The organism is Neopusillimonas maritima (assembly GCF_003576595.1).
Lineage (GTDB): Bacteria > Pseudomonadota > Gammaproteobacteria > Burkholderiales > Burkholderiaceae_B > Neopusillimonas > Neopusillimonas maritima.
Genome location: NZ_NQOU01000001.1, coordinates 314,257 through 335,278 on the forward strand (window position 1 = coordinate 314,257; position 21,022 = coordinate 335,278).

General features: G+C 53.8%; 24 protein-coding genes. 19 read left to right on the forward strand and 5 right to left on the reverse strand.

Features of this window, described 5'->3' with window-relative positions; all coding sequences use genetic code 11:
- Positions 1 to 20 precede the first annotated feature (20 nt).
- Positions 21 to 782: an RNA polymerase sigma factor FliA gene (locus CJO09_RS01545; RefSeq protein WP_114419644.1), complete on the reverse strand. Its 762-nt coding sequence runs from the start codon at positions 780 to 782 to the stop codon at positions 21 to 23.
- Positions 783 to 992: 210 nt separating this feature from the next.
- Between CJO09_RS01545 and CJO09_RS01550 the strand changes: the two genes are divergently transcribed.
- From CJO09_RS01550 to CJO09_RS01575, 6 genes are all read left to right on the forward strand, one after another.
- On the forward strand, positions 993 to 1,400 hold the full coding sequence (locus tag CJO09_RS01550) for a flagellar protein FlaG (protein ID WP_119440793.1): 408 nt from the start codon (positions 993 to 995) through the stop codon (positions 1,398 to 1,400).
- Between the two features lie 109 nt (positions 1,401 to 1,509).
- Positions 1,510 to 2,907 (forward strand): flagellar filament capping protein FliD, encoded by a 1,398-nt coding sequence (gene fliD / locus CJO09_RS01555; RefSeq protein ID WP_119440794.1) that lies wholly within the window; start codon positions 1,510 to 1,512, stop codon positions 2,905 to 2,907.
- Complete coding sequence (gene fliS, locus CJO09_RS01560) at positions 2,904 to 3,338, forward strand: flagellar export chaperone FliS (protein ID WP_119440795.1); 435 nt, start codon at positions 2,904 to 2,906, stop codon at positions 3,336 to 3,338. Before fliD ends, fliS begins: the two co-directional genes overlap by 4 nt.
- A 91-nt stretch (positions 3,339 to 3,429) precedes the next feature.
- Positions 3,430 to 3,765 carry a flagellar protein FliT gene (locus CJO09_RS01565; protein ID WP_119441341.1) on the forward strand — a complete coding sequence of 112 codons (336 nt, stop codon included), beginning with the start codon at positions 3,430 to 3,432 and terminating at the stop codon, positions 3,763 to 3,765.
- A complete protein-coding gene (gene fliK, locus CJO09_RS01570; RefSeq protein WP_119440796.1) occupies positions 3,762 to 5,132 on the forward strand; it encodes a flagellar hook-length control protein FliK in 1,371 nt (456 codons plus the stop codon). The genes CJO09_RS01565 and fliK overlap by 4 nt, the downstream gene beginning before the upstream one ends.
- Complete coding sequence (locus CJO09_RS01575) at positions 5,101 to 5,403, forward strand: EscU/YscU/HrcU family type III secretion system export apparatus switch protein (protein ID WP_114419649.1); 303 nt, start codon at positions 5,101 to 5,103, stop codon at positions 5,401 to 5,403. Before fliK ends, CJO09_RS01575 begins: the two co-directional genes overlap by 32 nt.
- 19 nt (positions 5,404 to 5,422) lie before the next feature.
- Here the strand turns inward: CJO09_RS01575 and fliE are convergent, their stop codons facing one another.
- Positions 5,423 to 5,755, reverse strand: coding sequence for a flagellar hook-basal body complex protein FliE (fliE, locus tag CJO09_RS01580; RefSeq protein WP_114419650.1), 333 nt, complete (start codon positions 5,753 to 5,755; stop codon positions 5,423 to 5,425).
- A 335-nt stretch (positions 5,756 to 6,090) separates the two neighbouring features.
- Between fliE and fliF the strand changes: the two genes are divergently transcribed.
- Genes fliF through fliR form a run of 13 tightly spaced genes read left to right on the forward strand, consistent with a single transcriptional unit; the run spans position 6,091 to position 17,230 of the window.
- A complete protein-coding gene (gene fliF, locus CJO09_RS01585; protein WP_119440797.1) occupies positions 6,091 to 7,773 on the forward strand; it encodes a flagellar basal-body MS-ring/collar protein FliF in 1,683 nt (560 codons plus the stop codon).
- Positions 7,760 to 8,761: a flagellar motor switch protein FliG gene (gene fliG, locus CJO09_RS01590; RefSeq protein ID WP_119440798.1), complete on the forward strand. Its 1,002-nt coding sequence runs from the start codon at positions 7,760 to 7,762 to the stop codon at positions 8,759 to 8,761. Before fliF ends, fliG begins: the two co-directional genes overlap by 14 nt.
- Positions 8,754 to 9,602 (forward strand): flagellar assembly protein FliH, encoded by an 849-nt coding sequence (fliH, locus tag CJO09_RS01595; protein WP_158582694.1) that lies wholly within the window; start codon positions 8,754 to 8,756, stop codon positions 9,600 to 9,602. Before fliG ends, fliH begins: the two co-directional genes overlap by 8 nt.
- Positions 9,602 to 11,062 (forward strand): flagellar protein export ATPase FliI, encoded by a 1,461-nt coding sequence (fliI, locus tag CJO09_RS01600; RefSeq protein ID WP_391523669.1) that lies wholly within the window; start codon positions 9,602 to 9,604, stop codon positions 11,060 to 11,062. Before fliH ends, fliI begins: the two co-directional genes overlap by 1 nt.
- Entirely contained in the window at positions 11,055 to 11,504 is a 450-nt protein-coding gene (gene fliJ / locus CJO09_RS01605; protein ID WP_119440801.1) for a flagellar export protein FliJ, read from the forward strand. Before fliI ends, fliJ begins: the two co-directional genes overlap by 8 nt.
- Positions 11,505 to 11,519: 15 nt before the next feature.
- Positions 11,520 to 12,965 (forward strand): flagellar hook-length control protein FliK, encoded by a 1,446-nt coding sequence (locus CJO09_RS01610; RefSeq protein WP_245961197.1) that lies wholly within the window; start codon positions 11,520 to 11,522, stop codon positions 12,963 to 12,965.
- Positions 12,966 to 12,988: 23 nt separating this feature from the next.
- Positions 12,989 to 13,450 (forward strand): flagellar basal body-associated FliL family protein, encoded by a 462-nt coding sequence (locus CJO09_RS01615; RefSeq protein ID WP_114419657.1) that lies wholly within the window; start codon positions 12,989 to 12,991, stop codon positions 13,448 to 13,450.
- Positions 13,451 to 14,464: a flagellar motor switch protein FliM gene (gene fliM, locus CJO09_RS01620; protein ID WP_119440802.1), complete on the forward strand. Its 1,014-nt coding sequence runs from the start codon at positions 13,451 to 13,453 to the stop codon at positions 14,462 to 14,464.
- A complete protein-coding gene (gene fliN, locus CJO09_RS01625; RefSeq protein ID WP_119440803.1) occupies positions 14,457 to 15,083 on the forward strand; it encodes a flagellar motor switch protein FliN in 627 nt (208 codons plus the stop codon). The genes fliM and fliN overlap by 8 nt, the downstream gene beginning before the upstream one ends.
- A gap of 2 nt (positions 15,084 to 15,085) precedes the next feature.
- Positions 15,086 to 15,370, forward strand: a complete 285-nt coding sequence (gene fliO / locus CJO09_RS01630) for a flagellar biosynthetic protein FliO (protein WP_119440804.1) — start codon at positions 15,086 to 15,088, stop codon at positions 15,368 to 15,370.
- A 12-nt stretch (positions 15,371 to 15,382) separates the two neighbouring features.
- Entirely contained in the window at positions 15,383 to 16,156 is a 774-nt protein-coding gene (gene fliP / locus CJO09_RS01635) for a flagellar type III secretion system pore protein FliP (RefSeq protein WP_425454085.1), read from the forward strand.
- An 18-nt stretch (positions 16,157 to 16,174) separates the two neighbouring features.
- A complete protein-coding gene (gene fliQ / locus CJO09_RS01640) occupies positions 16,175 to 16,444 on the forward strand; it encodes a flagellar biosynthesis protein FliQ (RefSeq protein ID WP_114419662.1) in 270 nt (89 codons plus the stop codon).
- A gap of 6 nt (positions 16,445 to 16,450) precedes the next feature.
- Entirely contained in the window at positions 16,451 to 17,230 is a 780-nt protein-coding gene (fliR, locus tag CJO09_RS01645; RefSeq protein ID WP_119440806.1) for a flagellar biosynthetic protein FliR, read from the forward strand.
- An 8-nt stretch (positions 17,231 to 17,238) separates the two neighbouring features.
- Here fliR and CJO09_RS01650 read toward each other — a convergent pair whose 3' ends face one another.
- The 3 genes from CJO09_RS01650 to flgK are packed head-to-tail and all read right to left on the reverse strand — an operon-like array spanning position 17,239 to position 20,961.
- The gene (locus CJO09_RS01650) at positions 17,239 to 17,721 is read right to left on the reverse strand and encodes a protein kinase family protein (RefSeq protein WP_147269376.1); all 483 of its coding nucleotides are present in this window, start codon (positions 17,719 to 17,721) and stop codon (positions 17,239 to 17,241) included.
- Between the two features lie 6 nt (positions 17,722 to 17,727).
- The gene (gene flgL / locus CJO09_RS01655) at positions 17,728 to 19,281 is read right to left on the reverse strand and encodes a flagellar hook-associated protein FlgL (protein WP_119440807.1); all 1,554 of its coding nucleotides are present in this window, start codon (positions 19,279 to 19,281) and stop codon (positions 17,728 to 17,730) included.
- A gap of 36 nt (positions 19,282 to 19,317) precedes the next feature.
- A complete protein-coding gene (flgK, locus tag CJO09_RS01660) occupies positions 19,318 to 20,961 on the reverse strand; it encodes a flagellar hook-associated protein FlgK (protein WP_119440808.1) in 1,644 nt (547 codons plus the stop codon).
- Positions 20,962 to 21,022: the final 61 nt, after the last annotated feature.

Sequence of the window (21,022 nt, forward strand, 5' to 3'; positions counted from 1 at the left end):
AGATTAACATTCTTTGAGGGTCAGAGCAGATTCTGAAAATCAACCGATCCCGGATCGGTGTCCCATTGCCCTTGCGCCAGGGCCGCTCTTATGCGGCCAATCGCCTGAGCCCGCAACTGGGAGATGCGCCCTTCCGTCACACCCAATACGGCAGCCGCTTCTTTTTGGTTCAAGTCTTGTTCAAATTGCAACGACAGCAGAAGCTGCTCCCGTTCCGGCAACCGACTGATGGCGTCGACCAGCGCACTTCGGAGCCCTTGCGACATAATCTGCTGCAAGGGATTCGTCCAATGTTGAGCGGATTCATCCGATGGCAGGGCCTCTTCCGCAATACGCGTGCCTTCACCATGAAAACGAGACAAGTCCTCGTAATGTACAACCTGCACACCCTGGGCGCCCTCAAGCATTTCTTGATACTCCGCCAGCGACACGCCCAGCTCTTCGGCCAGTTCCGCCTCGGTCGCAGGGCGCATAAGACGCTGCTCCGAAGCATGAATCGCCTGTTCAATGACACGGCCTTTCGCCCGCACACTGCGCGGCAGCCAGTCTTGTGTTCGTAGCTCGTCGAGCATTGCACCGCGAATACGTGTTACGGCATAAGTTTCAAACTGCGCCTCAGGTACTTGCTGGTAACGCCGGACAGCGTCAAGCAAGCCCATCATGCCGGCCTGTAACAGATCGTCGAGTTCGACGCTGGACGGTAGCCGCGAGATAAGCTGCAGGGCAAGCCGCCGCACCATAGGTGCGTGTTCGGTTACGAGCTGTTCTTCAGAAACGGGCATTCGCTGGAAAGACAATGAAAAAAACCTGAAATAGCATTTTCGCCTGAATAAGCGTCGGCAAACTGGCTGATTTACACCCCATTAGCAGTGTAATTCCCTTCTTTGGCCTGCTTAACCGGAAACAACCCTAAAGATTACCTACACAGTGCCGTTAAGCGGTTCAGGCATGCATCTTAACCTGAATGCGCTCATACTCCGGGAGTCAGCCCAATGATTAACTCAGTTTCAACCAACTTTGCCGTTTCCGCCGGTACGCCGGTAACAACTGATACTGCACCGGTGCTGAATCGACCGGAGCCCGCTCAAAAAGTGACCGCAGCCGAACGCGCGCTGGACGGCCGGTTAAGCCCGGACGCCGAGCAACCGAATCTTACTGCCGACGCTACCAACAAAGCGCTAGAGGAAGTGAACGGACATTTACAGGCTTGGTCAACGGGAATGCAGTTCAAGTTCGACGAAGAAGCGCAGCGAATTGTTGTGTCTATTATCGACAATCATAGCGGTGAGGTACTGCGCACTGTCCCTTCGGAAGCCGTATTGCAGGTTGCAAAAAATGATTGTACAAATGCAAGGCCAGGGTGTGGATACCAAAGTATAAGCAATCAATTAATTCATTGACTGCTTGGTTAAAAGGCAATCTGGAAAAGTAACGACGCATTTGGCAGCAGACACCGGCTTTGAAATACGCTTTGTCGAGTCAAAATAGCGTAACAGGAGATTCAAGAAAATGGCTATTTCCGTAATCGGCGTTGGATCCGGGCTTCCGCTCGACGAACTCCTTTCCGACCTAAGAGCAAGTGAAAACATCGCATTGCAGCAAATCAAAACGCGGCAAGCCGATGTTCAAAACCGCATTTCAGCCTACGGAAAAATAAAAAGCGCGTTCGAAGCTTTTCAGAAAGCAGGACAAACGCTTTCGAAAGAAGGCACGTTCGGCGCTTTCAAAGCCAATACAAGCGCGGAGTCATTCAGTGCCACGGCGGAAACAAGTGCCGTCTCGGGCCAATACAACATCACCGTAGAGTCGTTGGCCAATACGCAAACACTGGTCGCCCAAGGTTTGGCAAGCCGCACCGACGCCAATGGCACCGACGGTGTGATCACATTCACTTTTGGCGACGGCTCAACCAAAACGCTCGACCTCACCGGAAAAGACACGTCAATCGACGGCATTATCGAAGCCATTAACGCCGACGACAGCCTTGGTGTGCAGGCCACTGTATTGAACGACGGCTCGGCCACCCCCTATCGTCTTATGCTGTCGAGCACGGAAACAGGTACAGACGCCGCAATTACACAAATTGACATCACCGGCAACACCGACGGCGCAGGCAGCCCTTTGGAAGATTTGCTCAATTTCGGTACGGCAGGCTCCACTTTGCAGGAACAAGCGGCATCCAATGCCGAAATTACGGTCAACGGAATTACGATTACCAGCCAAACAAATTCTATTGAAGACGCGATTGAAGGTGTAAAGCTCAATTTAACGGAAGCGAACCCGGGCAAAATCGAAACATTGTCCATCACTCGCGACGACAGCACGGCAAAATCGTCCATTGAAACCTTCGTCAAAGCGTATAACGCGCTTCAAGGCACAATTAAGTCACTTACGTCGTACAACACCGAAACACAAACGGCCAACACGCTCACCGGCGACTCAATGGCCCGGCGTATTCAGAACGAGGCCCGTGAAATTGTCAATTCGTTCACCTCTTCAGGCGACGTCAGAACGCTGTCGCAAATGGGCATTACAACGAACTTGACCTCAGGCGAACTCACCATTGATCAGGAAAAACTAACGGCGGCGCTGGAAAACAACCTGGGTGATGTTCAGAATCTTCTGACCGGCGGCAATGGAATTGCCACCCGTCTTGAACAAAGTGCCGAGAATATCCTGGATGCAAATGGGCTTATAGCGGCGGCAACCAACGGCGCCAAGAGCATTTCCGAACGACTGCAAGAACAGTTCGAAACAACCTCTGCGCGCATTGATGCCCGCATGGCAAATTACAAGCAACAGTTCTCGGCGTTAGACGGCATGATTGCCGAAATGAACTCTTTAAGCAGTTATCTAACCCAACAAATGGGTATGTTGGGAAATCTCAGCAGCGGAAATAAAGAATGACCTATTCATTTGCACGCGGCCCCCGGGCAACTCGTTCCGCCAATGCCTACGCCAGCATAGACCTTGAAACCAAGGTCATGAGTGCCAGCCCTGAACGCCTGATTACCCTGCTATACGACGGCGCCCTTGCCGCCATGGCGAAAGCTAAACTGTATATGCAAAACAATAACGCAGCGGGTCGCGGCACAGCGATCTCCAAAGCTATTGAAATCGTTGACTGCGGGTTGAAGGCCAGCATCAATACAGAAGCCGGTGGCGAGGTAGCGCAGAGCCTGATCGCCACTTACGAGCTCATCACACGTAATTTGCTGCTTGCCAATCTGAACGCCGACATTGAACGACTTGAAGCGGCCGAGAAAGCTCTCTCTGAAATTGCCGATGCCTGGCGATCTGCGGTCGATGTAAAAAAGCCCGCGGCTGTGGCCTCGTGAACGTTACGTTACGAAATACACAAGCGGACACACCTACGCTGTTAATCCCACCTATACTTACTTCCGACCTATGTTCGCCGACAATATCGCCATGAGCCGCTCGAAGTCTATATTGAATCAATACAAAATCATCGCCAACCTGTCGGGAAAAATGGTTCAGCTGGCGCGCGACAACCAATGGGATGAGGTGGTCGCCACCAGCCGGGAATACTCGGTTGCGGTGCAAGAATTGCGCCAATACGAACCTCTGGACGACCACGACCGCCTTGCGCGTAAACCCTTGCTGCAAAAAATTCTGCGTGACGATGCCGAAATCAGAGACCTTGCGGCGCCTGAGCTGGCCCGACTGGGCTCACTGCTGGGCAACATGAAGCGCCATCAGAATGTTTTGCAAACCTATCTGGCACCGCCTAAACCCAGACCATGAGCGTAAACGGTCCGTCCGGTCTGGGTACTCTGCTGGTTCAGCGTCTGGATGCTGTTCTTGGCACTTCATTATCTCAACAAACCAATTTAGTGAATGGCGCAAGACCCGACGCCATTACTCAAACACCTGAAGCACAACGCAACGACGCCGCCCAGAACAGGGTTACCCGTGACACCCGGGAGGCCATTGATCAGGTTCAGCGTCACGGCGAACGGGCAACCCGCCAGGCGGTGGAGCGCGCCAAGATCGACGCGCACAAGTCATTGCTTGAGGGCGGAGGCGACCAACCCAACACCCGAGCCACTGCCTCGGCGCCAACCACTCTGGGGGCCGCCGCACGCACAATTTTGGCGTTACTGCAAAACTTCCCGGAGCAAGCAGCTGTTGTGCGCGGTCAGCAGCCACTCATTCAACCACAAGGGAAAGCAACCCAGAATCCCGGCAATGCGCCCACAAATACACAAAGTAGCGCCTCAGGCCAGGGTGCGGCACAAGCACGGGGCGCATCATCATTGCCACAAACGCACATATCCTCTCAAGCATTGGCTCAGACGTTAAGCCAAACTGTACAGTCGAGCGGATTGTTTTACGAATCTCATTTAAGCGCTTTATCGTTCGGCAAATACGCCGCATCGGCGCTGCGCGGCGAACCTCAGGCCCAGCTTGCCGGCGGATCGAATGCGCAGGCCGGCGGGCAAGCTCCGGCGTCAACTTCCCAACCGGCCGCGCATTCCCAAGGCACGTCGCAGCCAAGCGCATCAAACGCCCAACCGGCCCAAACGCCATCAACACAAGGGGGCGCCGGCAGCTCAACCGCCCTCCTTCCCCGGGCAGAGTCAACCACCAGCCCTTTACAGCAAACACGCCAAGCCCCTGCTTCTTCAGCGGCAAATACAAGCACTTCACCGGGGACGGCCGCAGGCACAGGCACTCCCGGCTCAGGCATCGCATTAGCCGCCCTGCACCCTGAAACGCACACGCTTGTTCGCCAACAACTTGAAGTTTTGGCCAATCAAGGTTTCATATGGAAGGGTGAAGCATGGGCCGGCACCGATCTGGAAATGCACATACAGCGGCGTGAGCCGGACTCTAACGAACAAAACGCCGATTTCGCACACTGGGCAACGCGTTTAAAGTTAACGCTTCCCAATCTTGGCGAGGTCGACGTTCGCTTAAACCTGAACGGTGCTTCGCTTCAAATGGCCATTGTGGCCCCGGAGTCTGCACCTATTTTGAAAGAAAACACGCCCGCGCTGCACCAGCGCCTTGATCTGGCCGGGCTTCAACTGGCGCAAATTACTGTAGCCCAGCACCAAGCAATGGTGGAAGATAATAGTGAACAGGCCGACTCTACCCACCCAAGGTAAGCGCAGTTCAGCTGTTGCCATTACCTATGATAAAAAAGACAGTGCCCCAAAAGTGGTGGCCAAGGGCTACGGCTCTTTGGCGGAAAACATCATCAAAACAGCACAAGAACACGGGCTGTATGTACATGAATCACCCGAACTGGTTGGCCTGCTAATGCAAGTGGATCTCGATCAACATATTCCGCCGGAACTCTACCAAGCCGTTGCAGAGCTGCTTGCCTGGCTTTACGCGCTTGAATCGAGAGACGGCGAGTTTACCGGCGAAGCATAACAACACGCTGCGTACATATTTAAACCGGCATACTCGCAATTTCCTGATAGGCCGCTACCAAGCGGTTTCGAACCTGTACCGTTGCCTGAAATGCAACACTGGCTTTTTGCATGTCGATCATCACGTCGTTCAACGAAATGTCGGGCGCCCCAAGCTGAAAAGCTTTGGCTTGTGAAGTAGCTTGCGTTTGCATGTCGGATACTTTATGCAAAGACCGCTGCAACTCTGCGGCAAAGCCCCCGGGCTCAGCAACCGGCCCGGCCGCTTTTCGTTCGAACCCCGACGCTGCGTCGGCAACCGATCGCATCTGGGCAAGCACATCCTCAATGGCTGATAGCTGTGAAACACTCATGAAGCTTTCCATATAAACGTCAAGATGACGCGTTTACTATAACGCCGCCAAAGGCTTTCAAAGCCGGTTAACAAACGGCAAAAATGGCTGTTTTTCATCAATAAACCATGATAGCCATTCCGCACCGCGCTTCTAATAACACACTAAACTCTCCCGTCACGAAGCCGTTAACCGGAAAAAGCACCCAAAAGTGGTGCTTTTCTAAGCTTGGTCGAAGATCGATACACGCAATAATCCAGTCTCCGATTATTAACGTTGTATCGAATGCGTACTTTGTCTTTCACCCAGCCAATCCGTTTGCCCAGCTCAATCGCTCTGCAAGCCCGAGGTGATCGATGAGCCAGGCGTCCGCTTTGCTGGCTCGTTTCCCCGCCGCTGCAAAATTGGGCCAGCTTCCCAAGCCGGTTCTTATTGGTATTGCGTCGGGCATCCTGGCCTTAATTGTTGTTATTGCACTCTGGGCTCGACCGGCCGACTACAAGGTTTTGTTTTCAAACCTGGAAGACCGCGATGGTGGGGCGATTGTTGCCGCCTTAAGCCAAATGAATGTGCCGTACCGTATTTCCAACAACGGAACTGCTATTCTTGTCCCCGCCGATCAAGTTCACGCCACGCGTCTGCAACTTGCGGAACAAGGTTTACCCCAAAGCGGTGAAGTGGGCTTCGAGCTCCTCGATAATACCCAGTTCGGGGCCAGCCAGTTTACCGAGCAAGTCACCTATCAACGTGCTCTTGAGGGCGAACTTGCCAGCTCGGTCGAAGCAGTACACAGTGTGAAAAGCGCCCGCGTTCACCTTGCTATACCACGCGAATCGCTGTTTGTACGTCAACGGCAAGATCCCACAGCGTCCGTCCTGATTACGCTCTATCCGGGGCGAACGCTTAGCGAAGCCCAGGTTTCAGCAATAACCTGGCTGGTTTCCGCAAGCATCCCCAAACTATCGCCTGAAAAAGTATCGGTAGTCGATCAAACCGGCCGCTTGTTAACTCAACCGTCCGGGGAAGCGGGTCTGCAAAACAATCGCCGATCCCTTATTAATGACGTCGAACAGCGCACAGTAGAGCGCATTATGAATCTACTCACTCCACTGGTCGGGGCGGGCAATGTCCGGGCTCAGGCCAGCGCCGACTTCGACTTTTCAGTACGCGAACAAACTTCCGAAGTCTATCGCCCGAACCAAACACCCGGTGAAGCGGCGGTTCGCAGCAAACAAATCAGTTCGTCGGACCAATACGATGTTTTACCGCCGGCCGGTGTACCGGGCGCGTTAACCAACCAGCCACCGGTCAACGCGCAAGCGCCGATCGTTGAACCGCCTGCGGCCCCGGACGACGCAGCCGCGCAAAACAACGAAGCCGACAATGCCAACAACAACCAAAACGGCAACGCGAACAACAACGCGCCCGAAGGGCCGGCGTCGATTCAGCGCGACTCTACCGTCAACTACGAAGTTGACCGCACAATCAGCCATGTCAAGGGCCCTGCAGGCTCACTTCGTCGCCTGTCTGTCGCGGTCGTGCTGAACCATCGGCTTAACCAGGAAGGCGAATACGAGCCCCTACCCGAGGCCACTTTGGCAAACATCGAACAAATTGTGCGCGATGCGATGGGCTATTCGCAAGAACGCGGCGACACTGTCACCGTCATCAACAGTCCGTTTTCGGAAAATCAACAGCCTGAAATTCCGGTTTGGAAAAATCCGCATTACCACGACCTTGCACTCGAGGCACTTGAGTACCTGTTGATTGCTCTGGCTGTGTTCATTGTGTGGCGCAAAGTACTGCGGCCGTTGATACAGAGCCTGGCCCAGACTCGCGTCGCAACCGAACCGGCCGAGCCGGACTCTTCAGCCGCCGGTGCGCTGCGACGCAGCACTGAGGCTGACGAAATGCGGCGAGCATCGGATATTTCCCGTTACGAAGAAAACCTGAAATCCGCCCGCGAACTGGCCGAGAAAGACCCTCGTGCGGTTGCAATGGTACTAAGAGCATGGATGGATAAAAATGGCAAACCTTGAAAATGAAATGGAGCGCTGCGCCGTTTTGTTGATGTCCCTGGGCGAGGACGTCGCGGCGGACGTTTTCAAACATCTTTCCGCGCCCGAGATCCAGCGGATCAGTGGTGCCATGGCGAACCTTAAGCAATTCACCCGCAAAGATGTGGATCAGGTTATCTCGGAGTTTCGCCAAGAGGCTGACCAGTTCATGGCGGTTTCGATCGGCTCGGAAGACTACATTCGTTCGGTACTGACCAAGGCATTGGGCAATGACCGTGCCGCCGGACTCATCGAAGACATTCTTGATGCCGACGCCGGTGCAGGGGGTATTGATGCACTAAATTGGCTCGATGCGAATAGTGTTGCGGAACTGATTGCCGACGAACACCCGCAAATTATCGCAACGATTCTGGTGCACCTGGAGCGAGACCGGGCTTCTGCGGTACTTGAGCTCTTGCCTGAGCGTTTGCGCAACGACGTCATGCTGCGTATCGCCACATTTGGCGGGGTACAACCGGCCGCTCTGTCTGAGTTAACCGACGTGCTGAATAATCTGCTCTCGGGCCAGGGCGCCAAACGCAGCAAACTGGGCGGCGTTCGTACCGCCGCCGAAATTCTAAACTTCATGAGCTCCTCCGAAGAGGAAATAGTGATGAGCAATCTGCAGCAGCTCGACGCAGATCTTGCCCAACGCATTTCAGAGGAAATGTTTGTGTTCGAGAATCTTGTGGATATCGAAAACACGGCTATTCAACTCATCCTCAAGGAAATCAACACCGACGGGCTCACGATCGCACTCAAAGGCGCGCCGGAAGAACTGCGCGAAAAATTCCTCGGCAACATGTCGAATCGCGCGGCAGAGATGTTGCGTGACGACCTGGAGGCCCAAGGTCCTGTACGAATGTCCAAAGTCGAAGAAGAACAGAAGAATATTCTGGGTGTTGCACGGCGACTCGCAGAGTCAGGCCAAATCAGCCTGACCCGACTTGGAAATGACGAATATGTCTAACCCAAACGCGTCTAACTCGAACTCACCTATGGCCTGGCGGCGCCTGGAACTGCATGAACTAAGCAGTCAGGCAAGCGGTCGCGTTGCTCAACCGGTTAACGAAAACAATTTGAAAGAGCCTGGCCGAGCGCGCCAGTTCTCTCCTGAAAAGCTCAACCGCGCCGCGCTGCGTGCGAACGCGCCTGCCGAGTCGGACATACCCCAAGACGTACTTCAGGAACTTGAACGTATCAGCCTGAACGCGCGCGAAGAAGCCACCCGAAAAGGTTTTGAGCAGGGCAAACAACAAGGCCTGAAAGAAGGTCGTGCAGCCGGGCACGCAGAAGGCTTTAAAGCAGGTCACGATGAGGGATATCAGGACGGCCATAAAGAGGGGTACGAAAACGGTCTGCGCGAAGGTCAAACCTTGTCGGGCGAAGAAGCCCGAAAAATGAAAATACTGGCCGACAACCTGGGCGAATCTCTCAGCCGGATTGATCAACAAGTCAGCGATGCATTGGTAACACTGGCTCTGGATATTGCGCGTCAGGTTATTCGTACCGCACTTGCGGCTCGGCCCGAATACATTATTGAAACCGTACAAGACATTCTTCTTACAGAAACATCGGACCAAGGCTTCTTGTGCATCCGCATGCATCCCGACGATATCACTATCGTACGCCGCCACCTTAAAGACGACCCTCGTCTTCAAAAATGGCAACTATTAAGCGATGCAACCATTGAGCGCGGCGGCTGTATGGCCGAAACGTCTTTAGGCAGCATCGACGCCACCTTGCAAACACGCTGGAGCCGCGTGGCCGGGCTTTTGCAGGAAAACACTCAATGGCTGGAGGAAGGCTGATGGGCGAGCCCGCACTACCCTCCACCGCCCAACATTGGTTCGACCGGCTTGAAACGGCCTCGAACCTGGTCAGTACCACTGAGTCCTGGAACGCCTATGGTCGCGTCACCCGTGCCACCGGCTTAATTCTGGAAGCCACCGGATTACGTCTGGCCGTGGGCGCGGCATGCCGTGTGGAAATTTCCGCCCGCCACGGTCAATGGGCCGAAGCGGAAGTGGTGGGTTTTCATGGCAACACGTTGTTTCTGATGCCACAAAGCGATATATCGGGCCTGCCGCCGGGCGCACGCGTCATGCCCGCCGAAACGGCTGTTTTAAACACCCCCAACACTCAAAAACGGGGAAACCAGCGCCCTTCAGCCATTACCACTCAAGCGCGCCATTTGCCGGTTGGAGACGCTTTACTGGGGCGCGTCCTCGATGGCGCCGGTCGACCGCTCGATAATCTGGGGCCATTGAAAAATGTTGCGCAAGCCCCGCTCAGCGCCGTCGCGCTCAATCCGCTTGAACGCGCGCCCATTCGATCCGTCCTCGACGTCGGTGTGCGCGCTATCAACGGTTTGCTCACCGTGGGCCGCGGCCAACGCATGGGCTTGTTTGCCGGATCCGGTGTGGGTAAAAGCGTGTTGCTTGGCATGATGGCACGCTACACAAAAGCCGATGTCATTGTGGTGGGATTAATCGGCGAAAGGGGTCGTGAAGTACAAGAATTCATTGAACACAACCTTGGGCCCGACGGCTTGCAGCGGTCTGTTGTCGTTGCCGCACCAGCCGACGTCTCACCCCTTTTACGCATTCAGGGCGCCGTTTACGCCACGCGACTTGCCGAGCATTTCCGCGATGACGGGAAAAACGTTCTGTTGATTATGGACTCCCTGACACGTTACGCCATGGCGCAGCGGGAAATTGCATTGGCGATTGGTGAACCGCCCGCCACGAAAGGCTACCCTCCTTCCGTTTTTGCCAAATTACCTGCGTTGGTGGAACGTGCAGGAAACGGCGCCCCGGTGAACGGCAAACCGGCCGGCTCCATTACCGCGTTCTACACGGTACTTACCGAAGCCGACGACCAGCAGGACCCAATCGCCGATTCGGCAAGGGCCATCCTGGACGGTCACGTCGTGCTTTCGCGTCAACTTGCCGAAGCCGGCCACTACCCCGCAATTGACATTGAAGCGTCGATTTCAAGGGTCATGGCGGGCATCGTGCCCGGAGAGCGCATCACCATGGTGCACCAGTTCAAACAAATGCTTTCCCGCTACCAACGTAATCGCGACTTACTAGCGGTGGGTGCCTACAAAGCGGGAAGCGACCCGAAAATTGACGAAGCAATTCACAAATACCCCTGGCTTGAAGCTTTTCTTCAGCAGGGGATGCAAGAGCGTGTTGACTATGACGCCGCCTGCCACGATCTCGCGGCGTTAATGGGGCAAAAAAATTCAGGAGGACTAAATGGCTAAGAATTCCGCATTAACGACCCTGATCGACCTCACCAAAGATAAAACCAATGACGTTGCGAAACAACTACAAAACCTGACATCCAGCCGCCAGAGCGCGCACGAGCAGCTTGAAACATTGCACACCTACCGACAAGATTACGCCCAACGCCTTCAACAAGCGATGACCACCGGCTTGTCAGCGGCGAATTATCACAATTTTAGGCAGTTTATCGCCACTTTGGACGAAGCTATTTCGCAGCAAAATAAAGTCGTGGCGCAAATTGACGCTAACGTCGAGCTACGCAAGAAAGAGTGGGTCGACCAAAAGCGGCAGCTATCGTCCTATGAAACGTTGTTAAGCCGCCAGGAACGGCAGGCCGCTCAACGCGAGAATCGAATTGAGCAACGCACGAACGACGAATTGTCCATGAACCTTTTTCGCCGCGCGCACCACAGTCATTAACGGAGCACTCACAGCATGAACGCACCTACACCGGTTTCCGCGCTGAACGTACTGGCCCGTCCTGAAAGAAGCGCGCCGCCTCAAGCTTCAGCCAACGAGGGCGGCACGTCATTTTCAAACGCTCTGGAACAACAGAAAAAAGCGGTTGCGCAGAACGAAAAGCCGTCTAATGACGCACGCCCAACGGAATCGAAGCCCGGAACTGCGAACGAACAAACCATTGACGAGCGCAATTCGCACGCAAACGAGAGCGCAGAGCAAGAGGCCAATCGATCGGCGCGCAGCGAAGCTCCGACAGAAAAAACCGTATCCGACACGACAAACAGCGACAAAAAGGCTGAAGATAACAAACTGCGCGGCAACGAGGAAAAACAGCTCGCCGCCTCTGCCCAAACGAAGGCCTCGCTTGAGTCAATGATTCACGGACTGGCCCCCACTACCGTTGAAAAAGCAATGGACCAACCCACGGCGTCCGATCCAAAGCATGCGCTGGAAATAAATCCTGCAATAACGGAAAAAACGACAAACAGAAGTATTTCCGCCAATGAAATTCTTGTCGACAAATCGGCAACGAATCCAGTAAAAAATCGAACTGCAGCCTTAGGCGAAATGCAGGAAGCCATTAACGACGCGTCTTTTAACGGCAAAAGCAACCGGGAAGCGAGCCTGCTCAGCGTGCAAACCGCCGGACATCAGGCAGGCGCAGCGATTGTAAAAACCAATGGACGCACCGATACAGCGCAAACTGAATTGCTGAATGGCCGCATCAGTGCTCATAGGCTCGACGGCACCAACCCACAACAAATCGAAGCCGCCTTTAATCGGTCCGAAAATACCTCCGCATTCCTTGACCGTGTTGTCGAGGCGCGACGCATGAGCGGACAGCAATTATTGCAAAGTACGCTACACAGCGACATAGCTGCCACAGCCGCCGAACGCACGGCAGGGGGTTCCGAAGCTGTTTCAGGCATCCTCATGGGAAGCTCGAACACCACTGCTTTTTCACTCGGATCGGCAACAGTGTCGACACCCATGGGTCACACACAATGGGGCCGCGACTTCAGCCAGCAGGTCAGTTCGTTTGGGCAGCAGCTCAGAAACGGGCTGCAAACCATCGAGTTACGCCTGGACCCGCCCGATTTGGGGCCGATTCGCATCTCCTTGAGCATGTCTGACAACGTCGCCCAGGCTTCGTTCATTTCCCCTCATGCTGCAGTGCGTCACGCTGTGGAACAAGCGCTTCCGCAATTGCAGGAGCAATTAGCGCAAGCAGGGATCTCGTTAGGACAAACATCGGTCGGTGAACAACATCAGCCAGGGCAAGGATCCCAAAACACGGCAATGTCGAACACCACAACAACCGCATCGTCATCCGGTGACGCTCATGCCGCTGACGAAACAGCCCAACCCCAGATTGCCGCCCAGCGTTCTCACAATGGGCAAGTTGATACCTTTGCCTAATCTGTTTGAGTTGTAGAAAATTAATGAAATTACTGAAACTTAGCTTACTTGTCGTTGCCATTATTGCCGTTACCCTGGGCAGCACGTTTTATTATTTGTCGGCCACCGGTGTTTTGGGCGCCTCGGAAGCGCAAGCCCAAAATACGCTGGAAACGCCTCCACCCATCAAACCTATTTTCCTGCCGCTGGAACCCTTTACCGTTACGTTGCGCGACAACGATAGTTTGAATCGCATTCTGTATGTGGAAATTACCTTGCGAACGGGCGATGAAGCATCGAAGCTGCATCTGGAACAATATATGCCTGAAGTACGTAACCGCATCATCACGGCACTTTCAAGCTACTCGCCCTCATTTCTGCAAACAAACGACGGCCGTGCAACCCTGGCCCGGGAAATACAGGTCTCTTTACAAGAACCTTACGAACCCGACCCCACCAAAGCAAAACTCTCCAGCGTGTTGTTTACCGCTTTTGTGATCCAGTAAATGTCGTACTCCAACTTTCTCTCGCAAGACGAAGTCGATGCCATTATCGCCAATATGACCGGCGAGGACGCCAATGCGTCCAAAAAATCGGGTACAGCCGATTCCGGCGTTCGTCCGTACGACTTAAGCTCGCCCGACCGGGTGGTGCGGCATCGCATGCACACGCTGGAGCTGATTCACGAGCGCTTTGGCCGGCGCATGCGCGCCGTGCTATTGAATTTCATGCGACGTAACGCCGACATCACGGTGTCGGCAATTCGCATACAAAAATACTCCGATTTCGAACGCAACTTGCCTGTTCCAAGCAATCTGAACATGATTGCCATGAAACCGCTAAGAGGCACCGCACTATTCACATTCGATCCCAATCTCGTGTTCCTCATCATCGACAGTATGTTTGGCGGTCACGGCCGCTACAACACGCGGGTGGAAGGACGGGATTTCACAACCACCGAGCAACGCATTATCAGCCGCCTGGTGAACGTGACACTTGACTGTTACAAGGGGTGCTGGGAAAGTATTTACCCGCTTGAACTGGAGTACATTCGATCGGAAATGTACACCAAGTTCGCCAGTATCACGAGCGGCAATGAAATCGTTGTGGTCTGCTCCTTCCAAATTGAAATCGGCGCGGCCGGCGGGCACTTGAACATCTGCATTCCCTACTCCATGATCGAACCGGTTCGCGACGTGCTGTCGCGACCGCTTCAAGACACCACACTCGAATCCACCGACCAACGCTGGATGCAGCAACTTTCCGGCGAAGTACGCAGTGCGGAGGTTGAACTGGTTGCCGAATTCGGACACATCGACACCACCGTAGGTGGATTGGTCCGAATGAAAGTAAACGACATTTTGCCGCTTGATTTGCTTCCAAATATTGTTGCCCACGTTGGAGGTGTACCGATACTGGAATGCGGTTACGGCACCCATAACCATCACTACGCTTTGCGGGTAGAAAAAACCTTGTCCCCAGCGAAAACTGAATTTACTCGAGCTTCTCACCATGACTGATCCGACTCACGATCCCGATAAAGACCCGAACCAAGAAAACGCCCAGGAAACACCTGAGGAGCTGGATACGGATTGGGCTGCCGCCCTGTCAGAACAAGCTGCGGGCACCCAAGGCACCCAGGCGGACGGTTTGAAAAGCGACATGGATGATTGGGCTGCAGCGCTTGCCGAGCAAACCGCTGCAACGCAGCCGCAAACCGACGACACCGTGGAAGACGCCTCGGCACAAGACAACCCTGCAACAGAGCAAGCAGAAACGAGCGCCTCCGAACAAGGCCTTGACCCAAACCTCGCGCGCCCTGCAGCAGAACAGGTCTTCCAGCCGCTTTCAAGCGCAACCACCGGTGTTGGCAGCGACATCGACATGATTATGGATATCCCCGTTCAACTCACTGTTGAACTGGGTCGCACCAAGCTCACCATCAAAAACATCCTGCAACTAGGCCAAGGCTCCATTGTCGAGCTCGACGGCCTGGCGGGTGAACCGATGGATATTTTCGTAAACGGGTATTTAATTGCCCAAGGCGAAGTGGTCGTGGTTGATGACAAATACGGCATTCGTCTGACCGATATTATTACGCCGTCAGACCGACTACACCGACTGAATAGTCGTCGATAATCATGGAAGCGCCCGAAGTCCTTCAACCTATTCTTGCGCTGCTTTTTATTCTTGCGCTTATTTTAGGCGGGGCATGGGTTGCACGCCGTACGGGCTTGTTGAAAACACGGGGCAAAGCAACCGCCATCCGCGTTGTAGGGTCCCAAAGCCTCGGTGGACGCAGTTTCATCTCGATTGTCGAGGTCGAAAACGCACGCCTGGTCATTGGTGTTACGCCGCAAAATATTTCCTTGTTGCATACGCTGGAAGATAAAGCAACAACCAACTCAAACCCTTCCGACGCATAAATACACGCTGTCATGAACCGTCTGTCCGGCGCCTTTCCCTGCATGAAAAGCTTTGCTCTTATCAGCCTGTTGTTGATATTGGCATTGTTATGCCAAGACGCAATGGCCCAAGCCACCCTGCCCGCGTTCACCACAACGCCCGGGCCAAACGGTGAGCAAACCTATTCACTCAGTCTGCAGACCTTATTACTGCTGACGATGCTATCGTTTCTGCCGGCCATGTTGCTTATGATGACCGGCTTTACACGCATTATTATCGTTCTGAGCCTGCTTCGAAACGCTATGGGTACCGGTGCTTCACCGCCAAATTCCGTACTCATCGGCCTTGCGCTGTTCCTGACCATTTTCGCCATGTCACCGGTACTCGACGAAGTCTATACAACGGCTTACCTGCCTCTCAGCCAAGGAGAACTTTCGTTCGAAGCGGCACTGGCTGAAGGTGCGCGTCCGTTTCACGCGTTTATGCTGAGCCATACGCGCGAAACCGATTTGTCCCTGTTTGCCAACATGTCTAATGCCGGCGAGTTCCAAACCCCGCAAGATGTGCCGTTGCGCGTATTGGTGCCCGCTTTTGTTACCAGCGAACTTAAAACTGCATTTCAAATCGGTTTTACGATTTTCATCCCGTTCTTGATAATTGACCTTGTCGTGGCCAGTGTGCTGATGGCGCTAGGGATGATGATGGTGCCGCCGGTCACCATTTCGTTACCTTTCAAGCTCATGCTCTTTGTATTGGCCGATGGCTGGCACCTTCTGCTGGGCTCACTTGCACGCAGTTTCTATTGATACGGAGGACTCGACCCGATGACCCCTGAAACCGTCATGTCGATGACCTACACCGCGCTGAAAGTAGCCTTCTTCCTGGCCGGCCCTGTCTTGCTCATTACGTTGGCAGTGGGTTTGTTAATCAGTATTTTCCAGGCCGCCACACAAATTAATGAGATGACGCTATCGTTTATTCCGAAGCTGCTGGCAATCGGCGTCACGCTCGCACTAATGGGCCCCTGGCTAATCGGCACTATGGTGGATTACATCAGGCAATTGCTGCTCTCCTTACCCACTTTGGCCGGCTAATGCGCCATGATCTCCGTTGACCTGACCCAACTCTACGGCTGGATCAACACCTTTCTGTGGCCCTTTGCACGACTGCTTGCATTTATTGGCGCAGTACCGTTACTGGGTGAGTCTTCTATTCCCAATCGCGCAAAGGTGGGTTTGGCCGCCTTCACTGCGATGCTTATCGCCCCCACCCTGCCCCCCATGCCGGCCATTTCTCCGGCTTCTTACGAAGGTTTATTCATACTGCTACAGCAAATATTAATTGGGATTTTGCTGGGACTTGTCATGCGAGTGGTGTTTGCCGCGGTGCAAACCGCCGGTGAATTCATCGGCCTCCAAATGGGGTTGTCTTTTGCGTCATTCTTCGACCCGGCAACGGGTGCGAACACTGCCGTGTTATCGCGGCTGATGAATATGATCGCAATGTTGCTTTTTATTGCACTCAACGGCCATCTGCTTATGCTGGCCGGCTTTATACGAAGCTTCGACATTCTGCCTATCCAGAGCAACGGAATTAACCTTGACGGGCTCCCCGTTTTATTTGAATGGAGTGCTCAGGTCATGATTGCAGGCATGTTGCTTGCTTTGCCATTAATTATTGTTTTACTTACTATCAGCCTGGCGCTGGGTATTTTGAACAGAACAGCGCAGCAGCTATCTGTATTTGCGGTGGGCTTTCCAATTAGCCTGATGGTGGGAATCATTCTGCTATGGGTTGTACTTCCCCAAACGTCGCCCTTCTTGCGCCGCCTTTTCGATGCCGGATTCAGCGCAATGGGGCGCCTGATGGGTGCTCTCTAAAACTATTTCTATTTCAAGGGATACGCGACGGCCTGCGAGGACACCGTTTGTTCCAGTTCGGGGTTCGGCTGACGCACAGGACTTGGGGGTGGCGGCATCTGGGTATAGCCGCTAGCTGAATCAGCAGGTTGCTTGGGTGACGGCAGCACATTATTACTGTCCACCACCGCCTCAAAGCGCCCATCCGGGCTAAACCTTAAAAGCAGATTACGTCGGTAATAAGCAGCGTCGGTCAATACCGTTATTTTATGTTCCCACTGGGCCAACATCGCGCCATTTAACTGGGAATAAGTATTAACCGGTTCTGCACCAAGAAGGCGCACAGCTTGTGTATAAGTTGTTTGACCCGGCACGAATTCCGCCAGGGCCATTTCATTGAAAGAACGCCCACTGGTGGCACAGCCCGACAGAAACGCTAAAGCGCTCCCCGCTACCGCTACTTTAAACACACAAAAAAGGTGTCCGCGCCGACACAAGCCGAATTTCGTCAATTAATGTCAGCCTTTCATATTGAACATACTGGTTGCCTGGATCTTTTTGAACGCCATGGAAGCGGCGTCAAGCGCGGCGGTGCGCAACTGCAACTGCGCAATGGCTTCGTAATAATCAACGTCTTCAAGCCGGGAAAGGTCTTGCGCATAACTTAGGCCACGTACATTGCTATTGGCATCGATGGCGTCAATTTCACTCAGCCGGGTACCAACCGACGACACCACGGTTTGTACCTGATCGAAGTTCACGTCAAGGCGCTGCATGGCAGAGGCAAGAACGTTCTGATAACTCGCATGTGCTGCAGGATCACCCTGGATGGGCGTTTTCAGTGCTTCGATAATGTCATCAAGCGCGTCAAACACGTTCAGATTGGTGGACGGCTCAACGGGCTCAACGGAAAAGGCATAACCATCGTTCGGCACCCCTTCAAAAGCCACTTCGAGGCCGCCGCCCAGATCCAGAACCCCACCCGGACCAGGGTCAGTATAGTTAATCCAGGGGCCTGTTGTGCCGTCAACCGTAAGCTGGTACTGAAACGTACCCGGAACCACCTCCTGAAAAGCCACGTCGACCTGCTTGCCCATGTATTCGCCGGCGGGGTCGGTTACACCCGGCTTGCCCAATACCGCCGTGCCTTCTGTTCCAGCCGCCGACTGTTGCGCAGAAATAAAGGGGTCCGTGACAAAGACCGGCTCGACGCTGAATGCATCGCCATCGGCGGGCATACCTGAGAATGCCACCTGTACGCCACCCGGCAAGGCCAATGTTTCGGTTGAATCATCGTAGGCAACAGGCACGCTGGGGCCGGAAAGAATGTAATCGGCCGCATCGCGCACGGTCACGCTGTACTGCATCGAACCATCACCTGCTTCCGTGAACGACAGCTCGAACTTCGCGCCCACATACTGTCCTTTCGGGTCGGCAATAACGGGTTTGCCGATAATGCCGGTACCTTGATTTCCGGCTGCCACATGCGTGATGTAATCGCGGGCACCGGGCGCCGCTTTGGTAAAAATATCCAATCCCGTATCGGCCGAATCGAGTTGTCGCGTTTGATCGACCTGAATCAAACGACGCCCTTCATCACCCTGGTAACTTACCGCACCGAACGAGTCGGCGATAAACGGCGGCCGGCTGCCGGAATGACCTGAGAAAAGATACTGCCCATTGCCGTCGGTTGCGTTCGCCAGCCCCATAAGATTATCTTTGGCGTTCTCGAGCACGTTGGCCAGAACCCCACGATCGGCGTCTGACAAGGTACCGTTGCCGGCTTCGACCAAACGGGTTTTAAGGCCCGAAAGCAACGTTGAAACCGAATCGAGCGTATTTTCCTGAATACCCAGTTGGGTTTTGGCAACCTGGCGGTTTTCGGCATAACGCACGTTGAGCGACTGAGATTGCGCAATATTGATTGTTTGTGCAGCGGCAAGCGGATCGTCGGCCGGCGTAATCATACGACGCCCGGTTCCTACCTGCTGGTAACGATGCATGAGGTCGGACTGCTGCAAATTAATGGTTCGCAGACCGGTCTCAAAGAACAAGTTAGAACTAATACGCATCGCGCCACCCCTTCACACCGGAAAATTCAAAACAAATTATTGACGTAAGCTCAGCAAAGTATCAAACAACGTTGAACTGACATCGATGAGCCTTGAGGCGGCACGAAAGTGCTCTTGATAACGCTCAAGGTTGACATATTCTTCATTCAGGTTGACACCCGAAATTGCCTGTTGCGCTGCAAAATTCTGCTGAACCAGCGTGTCCTGTGCCTTCTGAGCAGTTTGGTTTTGCTGTGTTTGCACCCCTATCGTGTTCACAATTTGCGAAAACGACTCGTTTAAACTCATGGTGCCGTTACCGAGCACCTTGTCAGTTTGCAGTTGCGCCAATTTCAACGCGTTTCCATTGTCGGCATCACCCGCATCACTTCCCGCAGCGGCAATGGAGGCCGGGTTGGAAATATTCAGTTTGATATCCGAAGCAGAACCACGCGTGGGTGTCATTGTCCAGCGATCACCCGCCAACGCGGTACCGGAAAAATCCATTTCGATTCCGTCGATGGTCACAGGGAAGGTCGTTCCCTCGTACATGAGGTTGCCATCGGGCTGACGAACAATAGAATAATTGGCGCCGTTATAACTGATTTGATAATCACTTGCGGTAAGGTCATTCGCGTTGACAAAAGACGCGGAAAATTCACCATTTCCCTGATTTCGTTCCGACGCACTGACAGAAGGATCGGGCAAAGAGAAAAACGCCTCCCCCGGGCGACCAACCTGATCAAACCCCTGCTCATGCTGCGCGTTAACCGCCATGGCCAAACCGGTGGCAAGACGGCCCAAATCATTTTGAACAGCATCCAGTGTTTGCGAGCGATATTGCAATAAACCACCCAGTTTTCCACCACGAATATATTGATCACCAATTTCCGTCATGGTGGTCTTTCCATTGCCTGCCGGCATCGCATAACTCACCACGGTGCGGCTGGGATCGTCGATGGATGGACCGGCCTGCAAAGGATAAACTGTGTCGGAACTCAGCAGAACTTGTCCTCGACCAAAAGACAGCCCAAAACGGTCGCCCTGCTCAATGACGTTTACCCCTACCAGCTCGTTCAACTCGGCCACGGCCTGATCGCGCTTATCGAGCAAGTCGTTCGGAGCATGACCCGAGCCGGCTGCTTTGGCGGTAACGATTTGATTGTTCAAATCGTGAACCCGCTCGACGTAGCTGTTAATTTGGCGCACAACCGTATTAACCTGCGTATTAATATTGCTGCGCTGATCATTCAGAAATGCATTGGTGTCATTCAACTGGCCCACCAAGCTGGACGCGCGGCCCAACAGTTCCTGACGGGCTGCCGGGTCGGCGGGGGAAGAGGCTACGGCCTGCATGCCGTCGAAGAATTTTTGCAGCGCCGGCGAAATGCCCACCGTACGGTCGGCCATAATATTATTGACTTGCGTAATTTCCGTACCATACGCACCCAGTTCCGCCCCTTTGCTCTGGGAGTCGACCAATTGCCGATAAAGAAAGTTGTTGTAAGCACGATCGATCGTATCAACCTGAACGCCCAGACCCACATAGCCGGCGCCGGTTGCCTGTGCCCCGGCGGTGGAAACCTTGACCGATTGGCGGTTATACCCTTCCGTTGCGGCATTGTTAATATTATGGCCGGCGGTTTGTAACCGGTTTTGCGCAGCCTGAATGCCGGAAAGGCCCAAATTCGATAAGTTCATAGTGTTTCCAAACAATTAACAGCAAGAACGGAACATAACCGGTTTACGGCAGGAATCCCGG

What these genes read in the sequence shown, in the direction of transcription:
- fliQ (WP_114419662.1), top strand. Translation starts at nt 16,175, where the DNA reads ATGACCCCTGAAACCGTCATGTCGATGACCTACACCGCGCTGAAAGTA.
- fliP (WP_425454085.1), top strand. Translation starts at nt 15,383, where the DNA reads ATGAACCGTCTGTCCGGCGCCTTTCCCTGCATGAAAAGCTTTGCTCTT.
- fliN (WP_119440803.1), top strand. Translation starts at nt 14,457, where the DNA reads ATGACTGATCCGACTCACGATCCCGATAAAGACCCGAACCAAGAAAAC.
- fliS (WP_119440795.1), top strand. Translation starts at nt 2,904, where the DNA reads ATGACCTATTCATTTGCACGCGGCCCCCGGGCAACTCGTTCCGCCAAT.
- fliM (WP_119440802.1), top strand. Translation starts at nt 13,451, where the DNA reads ATGTCGTACTCCAACTTTCTCTCGCAAGACGAAGTCGATGCCATTATC.
- flgK (WP_119440808.1), bottom strand. Translation starts at nt 20,961, where the DNA reads ATGAACTTATCGAATTTGGGCCTTTCCGGCATTCAGGCTGCGCAAAAC.
- fliR (WP_119440806.1), top strand. Translation starts at nt 16,451, where the DNA reads ATGATCTCCGTTGACCTGACCCAACTCTACGGCTGGATCAACACCTTT.
- fliI (WP_391523669.1), top strand. Translation starts at nt 9,602, where the DNA reads ATGGGCGAGCCCGCACTACCCTCCACCGCCCAACATTGGTTCGACCGG.
- CJO09_RS01615 (WP_114419657.1), top strand. Translation starts at nt 12,989, where the DNA reads ATGAAATTACTGAAACTTAGCTTACTTGTCGTTGCCATTATTGCCGTT.
- fliO (WP_119440804.1), top strand. Translation starts at nt 15,086, where the DNA reads ATGGAAGCGCCCGAAGTCCTTCAACCTATTCTTGCGCTGCTTTTTATT.
- fliF (WP_119440797.1), top strand. Translation starts at nt 6,091, where the DNA reads ATGAGCCAGGCGTCCGCTTTGCTGGCTCGTTTCCCCGCCGCTGCAAAA.
- fliK (WP_119440796.1), top strand. Translation starts at nt 3,762, where the DNA reads ATGAGCGTAAACGGTCCGTCCGGTCTGGGTACTCTGCTGGTTCAGCGT.
- CJO09_RS01545 (WP_114419644.1), bottom strand. Translation starts at nt 782, where the DNA reads ATGCCCGTTTCTGAAGAACAGCTCGTAACCGAACACGCACCTATGGTG.
- fliG (WP_119440798.1), top strand. Translation starts at nt 7,760, where the DNA reads ATGGCAAACCTTGAAAATGAAATGGAGCGCTGCGCCGTTTTGTTGATG.
- fliH (WP_158582694.1), top strand. Translation starts at nt 8,754, where the DNA reads ATGTCTAACCCAAACGCGTCTAACTCGAACTCACCTATGGCCTGGCGG.
- CJO09_RS01565 (WP_119441341.1), top strand. Translation starts at nt 3,430, where the DNA reads ATGAGCCGCTCGAAGTCTATATTGAATCAATACAAAATCATCGCCAAC.
- fliD (WP_119440794.1), top strand. Translation starts at nt 1,510, where the DNA reads ATGGCTATTTCCGTAATCGGCGTTGGATCCGGGCTTCCGCTCGACGAA.
- fliJ (WP_119440801.1), top strand. Translation starts at nt 11,055, where the DNA reads ATGGCTAAGAATTCCGCATTAACGACCCTGATCGACCTCACCAAAGAT.
- CJO09_RS01610 (WP_245961197.1), top strand. Translation starts at nt 11,520, where the DNA reads ATGAACGCACCTACACCGGTTTCCGCGCTGAACGTACTGGCCCGTCCT.
- fliE (WP_114419650.1), bottom strand. Translation starts at nt 5,755, where the DNA reads ATGAGTGTTTCACAGCTATCAGCCATTGAGGATGTGCTTGCCCAGATG.
- CJO09_RS01550 (WP_119440793.1), top strand. Translation starts at nt 993, where the DNA reads ATGATTAACTCAGTTTCAACCAACTTTGCCGTTTCCGCCGGTACGCCG.
- flgL (WP_119440807.1), bottom strand. Translation starts at nt 19,281, where the DNA reads ATGCGTATTAGTTCTAACTTGTTCTTTGAGACCGGTCTGCGAACCATT.